Origin of the sequence: Legionella sp. (genome assembly GCF_049790535.1) — a bacterium.
Classification (GTDB): Bacteria; Pseudomonadota; Gammaproteobacteria; order Legionellales; family Legionellaceae; genus Legionella.
The window spans coordinates 1-11657 of sequence record NZ_JBAQZB010000074.1; the positions used below are offsets into that span (position 1 = coordinate 1).

Here is an 11657-nt window from a genome sequence, read left to right on the forward strand (position 1 = left end):
GTGCTAATAGCATTTCGACTCCTTTCATAACTTGGCGGTTTAAAAAAGAGAGAAATCTATCAAGCACCATCTTTTTATTCAATATTTTTTCAAGTAATTATAATTTTCTTATCCATAACTGGCGTTAGTTAGTAATAACTATGAGAGCATTTTTAAAAATAGTTCTTCATTAAGGACTCTAACTCCTAACTCATTCGCTCTATCTAATTTAGAACCCGCCTCACTTCCAACGATTACATAATGGGTTTTTGCTGACACACTACCACTAACCTTAGCTCCTGAAGCCAATAATTTTGCTTTCGCTTCTTCCCGTCCAAGAGTACTCAATGTGCCAGTTAATACTACAGTCTTACCAAAAAAAGGATTTTCAGAGTTGATTTGTTTTTTATCAAGCTTTGGCCAATGTATCCCAAGTGCTAACAAACGCTCAATAACGTGCAAATTATGATCTTGAGCAAAAAAAAGCACTACATTAGCAGCCCCAACTGGTCCAATGTCATTCAAGCTTATTAACTCTTCCTCAGTTGCTGCAACAATTGAAGGAATCGTACCAAAATGCTCTGCCAAAACGCGGGCACTGGATTCACCAATTTCTCGAATTCCTAATGCATACAAAAAACGATTAAACGTGGTTTTTTTACTTCGCTCCAAAGCATGCAATAAATTTTGTGCTGACTTCTCCCCCATTCTTGGAAGATTTGCCAGAGTTGACGCATCAAGCTCATAAAGATCAGGCAAATGACGTATAATGTTTTCATCAACCAACTGTTCAATCAAAACAGAACCAAGACCCTCAATGTACATCGCTTTCCGTGAGGCAAAATGCCACATCATCCTTTTTAATTGAGCTTTACAAAATAAGCCACCTACACAACGAGCAACTGCTTCACCTTCTTCACGTACCACATCCGATCCACAAACTGGACATTTTTCAGGCATATGAATGCTTTTAATATCCGCGGGCCGTTTTTCCAAAATCACCGAAACTACCTCTGGAATTACATCACCAGCACGGCGAATCACCACTGTATCACCAATATGAATATCTTTTCTGGAGATTTCATCCATATTATGTAATGTCGCATTACTCACGGTAACCCCAGCTACTTTTACGGGTTCCAAACGCGCTACAGGAGTTAATGCACCTGTTCGACCTACTTGAAAATCCACAGCTAACACTACCGTCATTTCTTCTGAGGCAGGAAATTTGTGCGCACAAGCAAAACGGGGAGCGCGAGAAATAAAACCTAGTTGTTGTTGCAAAGGAATACTATCAATTTTATAAACTACCCCATCAATTTCAAAGGGAAGCTCTGTGCGTCGTGCTAACAAATTATGATAGTACTTTAAACAACCAACCACACCCAACTCCCTTTTATTTTCGGAGGAAATTCTAAAACCAAATTCTTTTAGTAATTGTAATTGTTCCCAATGACTGTCAGGCAAATGATATCCTTCATGAGCACCTATTCCATAACAATAAATAGCTATAGGTCTATGCGCCGTAACTGCTGGATTTAATTGCCGCAAACTACCTGCGGCAGCATTACGAGGATTTGCAAACAGTTTTTCACCCCGCATTTGAGCATTTTTATTGTATTCCTCAAAACCTGCTTTCGGCATGTAGACTTCACCACGTATTTCAATGAATCGTGGTGGATTATTGACTCTTAGTATTAAAGGTACAGAGGTAATTGTTTTAATATTGGCAGTAATGTTTTCCCCTGTAGCCCCATCACCTCGAGTGGACGCAGAAACTAATACACCGTTTTCATAGGTCAAATTAACTGCTAAACCATCCAATTTAGGCTCACAGGTGAAAACTAATTGTTGAGCAGGCTCATCGAGTTTTTCAGTTGCACGTTTAATAAATGCCTGCAACTCTTCATCGGAAAACACGTTTGAAAGTGACAACATTGGCTGTTTATGAGCAACCGGCATGAAAGCATCCGCAGGCGTACCACCAACACGCTGCGTAGGTGAATCAGTGGTGAGTAATTCAGGATGTTGAATTTCTAAATCGTATAATATACGAAAGCATCGATCATATTCCACATCTGGAACAAGTGGTTCATCAAGCACGTAATAATGATAATCATAGTGTCTAATTTTATTTTTCAGCACCTCAATTTGCTCTTTAATTTCATCAATACTCATTAAAAACCATCCATAAATAATTCGTTCTCATCATGAGAAGGTGTACATAAAACAAGTAACCTCTCAATAAACAGATGACATCACCCTAAACACTATGAAGGATAACGTTACCTACTTATTGAGAGGTCACGACAACAAAAACTTAAACATTAGTTTATCATTAAAATTTATGCTATAGATACATGTCGACTTAAACTTAAAAATGATTAAAATAAGGCGTGATAAAAATGGACTTTCAACGTGTTTTAATTGCTCTTATATTTTTTTTATTTTCAATTTTAATCTATGCTGCTGATATTCCTGGGATTGCCTTTGTGCATGGAACCGGCGATCATCGTTTTGATGCCTATGGAATTTATTGGAAAATCGATTTTATCGACAGTGTTTCTCAAGGGTTACCTGATCCTGAAAATTATTATGTAGTGCATTGTGATTACAACAAGTACATGTGGGATGAAGAGGCTGGTGATTGCACTGCAAATCAATTATTAAAATTTATCAACAATAAAAATATCAGCTCTCTCACAGTGTATACCCATTCTAATGGTGGAAACGTATTGCGCTGGATCCTCTCAAACCCTACATTCAACACACATTACCAGCTTTTAAAAGACAAAATAAAACAAGTAATCGCTTTAACTCCTTCAAGCGCAGGCACTCCTATTGCCGATATAGCACTAAATGGTAATGTTTTAGGCTCAAATTTATGCTGGCTTTTAGGCTTTGAGAGAGATGCTATTAAGCAACAACGTATTGGTGATATGCGCATTTATAATGAAGAATTATTATTCGGTACTCTAGGACGCCCTGTTTTACCCGTGCCATTCAAAACCGTAGTGGGCACCGATGTGATTGTCTCACCTTTATCTTCTGCAAGTTACTGTAATGGGTATCTCTTAAATAGCGGCTTAAAAATTTCCAAATTGTATCTTGATAAATGTGCCGATGGCTTTTTAAGCTGCGATTCACAAAAAGCTGCCGGTGAAGTGTGGTTTTATGACAAAGATAAATTAAAAGATAGCATGGTATTAAACCATAACCAAAGTAGACACACTTGCTTTGGCATGGACAAAATTCTCATTGAAGCCTTAAATACAGAAGGAACTGTGAAGTGAAAACCCTATATTTTTTTTTGCTGTCTATATTCTGCGTGGTTGATGCAAATGCCTACACCCTACCCCAACATCCAACTAAGACTTATGAATGTAATGAATGCAACAAACTATCTCATGAGAACCTGCATGCTAATTGGCGTATGACAACATTGCCGTTAGGATCTAATATAAGCAAGGATTATAAAAGTTACAGTTATAATCAAGTGATCACTGCCAAACAACTACATCAGGGGATCACCCTATTCACTCGTGCTCCCGGTGCAGTAGTTCGAATCACTCCGTTACAAAAAAAAACCATTCCTGAATTAGAACTTACCACCCCCAAAAACCAATTGATGTCCTTAAAAGATGCTTCTGCGCTTTATAGTCAGGATGGGGCTTTAGAGCAATCGTTTTTAACGGCAGAGCGTCAAACGATAATGCAAATTAAACCGGAATTAGGCTTTGGCACATTCATTCTCAAAAGTAAAAACATTCCAGTAAGTGAAGCAAGTAACTATTTAATCCATGTTTTTGACAAATTTTCTTTGATCTATCTACATGTAGAACCGCACTCATTACACTATCAATACGGAGAGAAATTCACAGCGACTATTTGTTTAAAAGATAATGATAATTCCTATTCTCTGGATGAAGTATCCGCCGCATTAATTGGTACAGAGGAACAAATTATTCCATTGAAACTCACAAAAATAAAACGCAATCAATTTGAGGCCAGCACCACCCTAACTTCTGAATTAAATTCTCGTGGCGATAATTGGTATATTGAAGCAGAGGTAATCAGTCAACAAAAAGATGGCCTCATATGGCGTAGCGCACGAACTGCATTTTCTTATTCAATTCCCTCAGCCAGCCTAGTAGATATCACAAAAATCGCTTCCCAACCCTTAACGTTTACAACAACAATAAACGTTGCGACCGCCAGTCGTTATGCTTTACAAACTGTTTTATTTTACAAGAATGATGGTGGTGAGCTGGTACCCGTGGAAACCTCTCAAAGTTCACAATGGTTAGAACCAGGAAAACAAACAATAATATTTAGTTTTGACAATTCCCAACATTTGGAAGACGATAGGCTTTCTGTTGGTTATTTGTATCTTACAGATTACGGTCAATTAAAAACCGTATACCAATATAATCAACCTATTAAACTTAGCCAATTTATGGATTAAAGAATGCAATTTTTATCCTCTATCACTCTGCTTGAGGGCATAGCTGCCATCATTGCCCTCCAGTTTTTTCTTTTAAGTGGATTGTTCATTAAACAAAATCAACAAAAAAAACTAAGCAAGCTACTCAATGAAAAAGTGCTCGAAGCCTTTACCAGTCAATTGCATCAAGTTCATCTCGATATGAATACTCTAATAGCTCAGGGACAGTTGTTTACACAACAGTTAATCCAAGATACGGTACAAAAACAAATGACCGATGTACGTGAACAAATGAGTCACAGTTTTAAACAACATGCCAGTTCGCTTACCTCTCATTTGCAGCTACTGACCGAAGAAATTCGAACTCATCTGCAGGGGATTACTCAACAAGTAAATCATAAATTAACTGAAGGTTTTGAAAAAACTTCTTCAACCTTTATCGATGTGGTCAAACGATTAACAATTATTGATGAAGCACAAAAGAAAATTACTGAACTTTCAAGTCATGTGGTTAATTTGCAAGATATTTTGGTAGATAAAAAAGCACGCGGTGCTTTTGGGGAAGTGCAATTAGCTACATTAATCGGAAATATGATTCCTGCCTCACATTATCAAATGCAATACACGTTAAGTAATCAAAAACGTGCTGACTGCATCCTATTTCTACCAGAACCCACGGGGAATGTAGTTATTGATGCGAAATTTCCGTTGGAAACATACCAACGCCTGATTAACATGCCGCCTGGATCGATTGAAAAGAAATCATTACAACAGCAATTTCGTCAAGACATTCAAAAACACATTAAAGACATTGCTGAAAAATACATTATTCCTAATGAAACTACAGATGGTGCGATGATGTTTATTCCCGCTGAATCCATCTTTGCTGAAATTCATGCCAATTATCCTGATTTAATTGCTACATCACAGCGATTAAAAGTATGGCTCGTCTCCCCAACTACCTTAATGGCAGTATTAACTACCGCTAAGGCAGTACTCAAAGATGATGCAACACGTAAACAAGTTCACGTCATCCAAAAACATTTACACGCCCTGGCTGATGATTTCCAACGTTTTGAAAAAAGGATGGATAAATTATCCAAACATATTGATTTAGCTCATCAAGATGTTAGTGATGTGAATACTTCTGCGAAAAAAATTACTTCTCGTTTTCAAAAAATTGAATCCGTTGATATTGCATTAGAAGAATTAGAATTGATTGAAAATGAAACGCTAAACAATGTATAATAACCACTTTTTCAGGTTCTTCTGCATAATTTATGACCACAAATACCCTGTTTTACCAATCTACCCATACCAAACAAATTTGGGGTCAACTTCAAGGAAGTAGTTTAGCGCTTGCATTAGCTGAATATTGTCAACAAACACCCGGAATAAAACTATTAATCGCTCAGGATAATCTTAGTGCCAATCAATTACAGACTGAATTAGAATTCTTTTTAGCGCCACAGCAAGCAACTCAGGAATTATTATTTTTTCCTGATTGGGAAACCTTGCCTTATGATCAGTTTTCGCCATATCAAGATATTATTTCCGAAAGACTCTATACCTTAAGTCGCATTCAACAAGTCGCCAATGCCATTGTCATCACCTCAGCAAGCACCCTAATGCATCGTCTATGTCCGCCGGAATTTTTAAATCACTATGCATTAATGCTTAAAGAAGGTCAAAAACTGGATCTAATTGCATTTAGAAACCAATTACAGCAATCAGGTTATCATAGCGTGAACAAGGTTTTGGAGCATGGTGAGTTTGCCCTACGTGGATCAATCCTTGACGTGTATCCCATGGGTTCTAATCTACCTTTTCGTATCGAACTTTTTGATGATGAAATTGAAAGCCTCAGAGAATTTGATACCGAAACCCAACGCACCATCGAAAAAATTAGCCAAATAAATGTATTGCCAGCACGTGAGTTTCCGTTAAATGAAGAAACACAGCTGCTATTTCGTCGTGCTTTTCGTGAATTATTTCCTGGCAATCCCAGTCAATGTCCCCTTTATGAAGCAATCAGTGCAGGACAATTTCCTTCGGGTATTGAATATTATTTACCCCTATTTTTTGAAAAAACAGTAACCTTTTTTGATTATCTACCAACAGACGCCAAAGTGTGTTTAATTGAAAATATTCACCATAATGCAGAACAATTCTGGCAAGAATTAAATGAACGTTATGAACAAAGAAGATATGATGTAAGTCGTCCGATCCTGACGCCCACTACCTGCTTTATCAACCCAACTGAACTATTAACAAAAGCAAATACCTACGAACAGTTACGTTTATTCCATAATGCTTCTGAAAAAAAAGGGGCCGTACGCAATTTTGATGTTGCTCCAGGACCACAATTACCCATCGATAGAAAAACACCTGAACCTTTAATTCTCTTACGTAATTACTGTGCTGATGTCTCTCGACGTTATTTAATCGTAGTAGAAAGTGCTGGACGACGTGAAGTGTTGCTAGATTTACTCAAACCAAGCCGTATTATCCCTAAAATACAAGCCTCATGGCATAATTTCATTAATGATAACGCAGCTATTAATATTACAACGGGTTCATTGACTTCAGGTTATGAGTTAATCCCAAATAAAATTGTGGTAATTGTTGAAGCACAATTATTTGGCGAGCAAAGCACTCCTCAACGACGCAGCTCGCAAAAAACACTCGATCCGGATTTAATTATTCGTGATATGGCTGAATTACGATTAGGTGCTCCTGTAGTCCATATTCAATTTGGGGTAGGACGTTATCAAGGTTTACAACACATTGAAAGCTATGGCACGTCCAGTGAGTTTTTAGTTCTTGCCTATGCGGGTGAAGATAAAATTTATGTGCCTGTCACTTCACTGCATTTGATCAGTCGTTATACTGGGGCGGACAGCGACCATGCCCCCTTACATAAATTAGGCTCTGAACAATGGCAAAAGGAAAAGAAAAAAGCGGTTGAAAAAATTCATGATGTAGCTATTGAATTACTCGATCTGTATGCCAAAAGAGAAGCGCAACCCGGTCATCAATATGAATTAAATCAAAATGAATATGCCAAATTTGCCAGTGCCTTTCCGTTTACTGAAACCGTAGATCAGTTACAGGCAATAAACCAAATCATCGCTGACATGCAATCTTCGCGTCCAATGGACCGTCTTATCTGTGGTGATGTTGGATTTGGTAAAACAGAAGTCGCCATGCGTGCAGCATTTGTAGCAGTACAAAATGGCAAACAAGTATGCGTCTTAGTACCCACCACTCTTCTTGCAGGACAACATTTTGAATCCTTTCGCGATCGATTTGCAGATTTTGCTATTAACATTGAATTACTTTCTCGTTTTCGATCTGCCAAAGAAACTGAAACGGTACTTTCCACATTAAAATCTGGAAAAGTAGACATTGTTATTGGCACCCATAAATTATTCCAAAGCAAAATTGCTTTTAAAAATCTTGGTTTACTAATTATTGATGAAGAACATCGTTTTGGAGTAAAACAAAAAGAACACATTAAATCATTACGAACTCATATTGATATCCTCTCTATGACCGCAACACCTATTCCCAGAACATTGAATATGGCCATGGCGGGCATTCGAGATATCTCCTTAATGGCTACACCCCCTGCTAAACGCTTGGCAATCAAAACCTTTTGGCAAGAGAAAACAGAAGCAATCATGCGTGAAGCTATTTTGCGGGAAATTTTGCGAGGTGGCCAAGTATTTTTCTTGCATAACAATGTAGAAAACATTGACCAGATTTGTCAAGCGCTGCAAAACTTAGTTCCAGAAGCAAAAATCCGAAGTGCCCATGGACAAATGCGTGAACGTGACTTAGAACGAGTGATGTCTGAGTTTTATCACCATCGCTTTAACGTCTTAGTCTGCACCACAATTATTGAAACTGGCATCGATATTCCAACAGCAAACACTATTATTATCGACAGAGCTGATAAATTTGGTTTAGCCCAATTACATCAATTACGTGGCCGTGTTGGTCGATCTCATCATCAAGCGTATGCGTATTTATTAACACCTAATGAAAAATTATTAACTTCAGATGCCGTAAAACGTCTGGAAGCCGTCGTTTCTCTGGAAGATTTAGGAGCGGGTTTCACATTGGCGACCCACGATCTTGAGATTCGTGGTGCTGGTGAACTTTTAGGTGAAGATCAAAGTGGTAGTATGCATGCCATTGGCTTCAATTTATTTATGGAACTTCTTGACCGTGCAGTTTGCGATTTAAGAGCCGGAAAAACACCTGAATTATCTGCACCAATACATCAGGGACCTGAAATTGATTTGCGCATCAGTGCTATTATTCCTGAAGAATATATTGCAGACATCCATAATCGCTTAATCATGTATAAGCGAATTTCCAATGCAAAAGACAAACAACAAGTGCACGACTTGCAGATTGAATTAATTGACCGATTCGGTTTATTACCCCAACCTGTAAAAAATTTACTGCTAATTACTGAATTAAAATTGAAAGCCCAACATCTGGGTATTCAAAAAATCAGTGCTGGTGTTCAACAAGGTAAACTGGAATTTAGTGAAAAACCTTCTATTGATCCAGGAGCCTTAATTAGCCTGATTCAGGTCCATGCTAAACGCTATCAAATGGAGGGGCCTCAGCGGTTACGGTTTACATTGGAAAGCTCAACTTCAGAGGATCGTATTTTCGAAATCGACTCATTACTTAATAAATTAACAGCTTGAATTATGTGAATTATTCTTAAAGTTGCTACATCATAAGCGTAGAGATCTTTACCCGTCTACCTAAAATATTTCGACAAGTAATCTATAAATCTTTAAGATAATTAATTCCATACAAAGAAAAAAATTCATAAATGACCAAACAATCGCTAATTTTATTACCAGGATTAATGTCTGATAAAACTATTTGGCAACATCAATATCAACATTTACAAAATATCGCTAATATTAAAATTGTTGAGCTTAATGAAGATTCATCAGAAAAAATGGTCACAAACGTATTGGATCATGCACCCAAACAATTTGCCTTGGCCGGGCATTCTATGGGTGGATGGTTAGCACTTGAAATAATGAAAACAGTACCCAATCGGGTTACCAAACTTTGTTTATTAAATACTACTGCACGTAATGACTCATTAGAAAAACATTCGCATCGGAAATGCATGATAGAAGCCGTTAACAATGGGCAATTTTTACAAATAGCAAATAAAATTGCCACAAACTTTGTGTATAATCAGATGATAAAAAAAGATGTTTTAAATATGTTTTTAAGAGTAGGAAAACAAGTATTCATTAACCAACAAACTGCCATGATTAATCGAGATGAATGCATTTCAATCCTCCCCAATATAACTTGCCCTACATTGGTTATTCATGCCCAAAAGGATAATAATTTTTCAATAGAAATGCACGAAGAGTTAGCTCATAATATCCTCAACGCTAAATTGGAACTAGTTAAAGATTCAGGACATATGTCTCCGATGGAAAAACCCCAGGCCGTTACGGCATTAATGCGTTATTGGCTGGAATGTTTTTAAGCATAAATTATTTAATAAACTAGCAAAAGCATATATTAATTGTAGTCGTGTGATTACCGAGGGGAACTGTCTAATTTACCAAACGATCGAGCTGTCTTCATTTGTGAAGACTTTTTTAAGTAATTGGACGGGAAAGCGAATATCCTTGAGATAAACGCCAACATCTCTTTGGCCAATTGGATATTTTCTTTAATTAGTTGGCACAATAAATTCAAAGAACTAACATGCATTTCTATGCGATCAGAAGTATAAAATCGCTCAACTTTGTACTTCTATCTTTGTAGTCAAATTGTAATTTTTAATATCAATATGTTGTGATAAAAAATATACTTATTTCATATATTATGCTCAAAGTTGGATCAAAATTAGTGCTATTTCGTAAAGAATAAAAAATACCAGTCTTTTGATATTCAAGGCTATAGCGGCAAAATAGGCCAGGATTTGAGTATTTGCTCGTCCTCTATATTAATGCTCGCTTTAAGTCATGGTAGTTTTTAAGTTCATTATCTTTCTTATATGTTTTAATCCAGAGATGTGATAGTTACCTATCTATATCTAGACTTTTCGCTGCTGCTGTTTGTGTATATCGTTGTTCAAAGCTAATTGCATCTAATTTAAATTCTTTCGAATGGTTGGTTGTACTCATAATACCTCCAATTAGGCGTTATTTTCACTTATCTGGACTGCCTATGCAATTATTTATCTCTGCGTCAATGTCTTCTTTATTAGCTATATTTGCTGAACCAAACATTCTAAATCTATTAGCGTCCCTTTCAACTGTTTTTCTCCTCTTTAAGGTAGAACAGAACATTACTTTCTCAGACAGAGGTCTTGTGTCATCTATGACTGGAGCAATCCTTTTTACACCAGTATCTTTTTTGCGTCTCTGTAAAACACTATAGGTAATCGTTTCAGTGGTCTCTCCTGGCTGCAGAGGTCTTGCCTCATCGATAACTGTAACGCTCTCTTCTACAACAGTAACTGGTTTTCTACTCCGTAAAGCACCATAGGTAATCGTTTCAGCGGTTTCTCCTGGCTGCAGAGGTCTTGTTTCATCAATGACTGTAATGCTCCCTTTTACAACAGTAACTGGTTTTCTTTTCTGTAAAGCATTATGGGTAATCGTTTCAGCGGTTTCTCCTGGCTGCAGAAGTCTTGTCTCATCGATAACTGTAGCGCTTCCTTTTACAACAGTAACTGGTTTTCTTTTCTGTAAAACAGCATAGGTAATCGTTTCAGCGGTCTCTCCTGGCTGCAGAGCTCTTGTCTCATCAATAACTGTAATGCTCCCTTTTACAACAGTAATTAGTTTTCTTTGCTGTAAAGCAGCGTAGGTAATCGTTTCAGTTGTCTCTCCTGGCTGCAGAGGTCTTGTTTCATTGATGACTGTAACACTCCCTTTTACAACAGTAATTGGTTTTCTTCTCTGTAAAGCAGCGTAGGTAATCGTTTCAGCGGTTTCTCCTGGCTGCAGAGATCTTGTCTTATCGATGACTGTAACGCTCTCTTTTACACCAGTAACTTTTTTGCGTCTCTGTAAAGCAGCATAGGTAATCGTTTCAGCGGTTTCTCCTGGCTGCAGAGGTCTTGCCTCATCGATAATTGTAACGCTCTCTTCTATAACAGTAACTGGTTTTCTACTCCGTAAAGCACCATAGGTAATCGTTTCAGCGGTTTCTCCTGGCTGCAGAG

General features: G+C 37.5%; 7 protein-coding genes. 5 read left to right on the forward strand and 2 right to left on the reverse strand.

Going from position 1 to position 11657, the window contains the following annotated elements; translation table 11 throughout:
- Positions 1 to 138: 138 nt before the first annotated feature.
- Positions 139 to 2157, reverse strand: a complete 2019-nt coding sequence (ligA, locus tag WA877_RS04165) for an NAD-dependent DNA ligase LigA (protein WP_425169677.1) — start codon at positions 2155 to 2157, stop codon at positions 139 to 141.
- Between the two features lie 227 nt (positions 2158 to 2384).
- Here ligA and WA877_RS04170 point away from each other — a divergent pair, with 227 nt between their 5' ends.
- The 5 genes from WA877_RS04170 to WA877_RS04190 all read left to right on the forward strand — a co-directional run bounded on the left by WA877_RS04170 (position 2385) and on the right by WA877_RS04190 (position 9965).
- Positions 2385 to 3272 carry a hypothetical protein gene (locus WA877_RS04170; RefSeq protein ID WP_425169678.1) on the forward strand — a complete coding sequence of 296 codons (888 nt, stop codon included), beginning with the start codon at positions 2385 to 2387 and terminating at the stop codon, positions 3270 to 3272.
- Positions 3269 to 4444, forward strand: a complete 1176-nt coding sequence (locus WA877_RS04175) for a DUF4785 domain-containing protein (protein ID WP_425169679.1) — start codon at positions 3269 to 3271, stop codon at positions 4442 to 4444. Before WA877_RS04170 ends, WA877_RS04175 begins: the two co-directional genes overlap by 4 nt.
- 3 nt (positions 4445 to 4447) lie before the next feature.
- A complete protein-coding gene (locus tag WA877_RS04180) occupies positions 4448 to 5671 on the forward strand; it encodes a DNA recombination protein RmuC (protein WP_425169680.1) in 1224 nt (407 codons plus the stop codon).
- A gap of 32 nt (positions 5672 to 5703) precedes the next feature.
- Complete coding sequence (gene mfd / locus WA877_RS04185; protein WP_425169681.1) at positions 5704 to 9150, forward strand: transcription-repair coupling factor; 3447 nt, start codon at positions 5704 to 5706, stop codon at positions 9148 to 9150.
- Between the two features lie 131 nt (positions 9151 to 9281).
- A complete protein-coding gene (locus WA877_RS04190) occupies positions 9282 to 9965 on the forward strand; it encodes an alpha/beta fold hydrolase (RefSeq protein WP_425169682.1) in 684 nt (227 codons plus the stop codon).
- A gap of 670 nt (positions 9966 to 10635) precedes the next feature.
- Here WA877_RS04190 and WA877_RS04195 read toward each other — a convergent pair.
- Positions 10636 to 11657 (reverse strand): hypothetical protein (locus WA877_RS04195; RefSeq protein ID WP_425169683.1); only part of this gene is annotated, 1022 nt, incomplete at its 5' end.

Coding starts and splice junctions, on each gene's coding strand:
- ligA (WP_425169677.1), bottom strand. CDS start 2,157: ATGAGTATTGATGAAATTAAAGAGCAAATTGAGGTGCTGAAAAATAAA.
- WA877_RS04170 (WP_425169678.1), top strand. CDS start 2,385: ATGGACTTTCAACGTGTTTTAATTGCTCTTATATTTTTTTTATTTTCA.
- WA877_RS04180 (WP_425169680.1), top strand. CDS start 4,448: ATGCAATTTTTATCCTCTATCACTCTGCTTGAGGGCATAGCTGCCATC.
- mfd (WP_425169681.1), top strand. CDS start 5,704: ATGACCACAAATACCCTGTTTTACCAATCTACCCATACCAAACAAATT.
- WA877_RS04190 (WP_425169682.1), top strand. CDS start 9,282: ATGACCAAACAATCGCTAATTTTATTACCAGGATTAATGTCTGATAAA.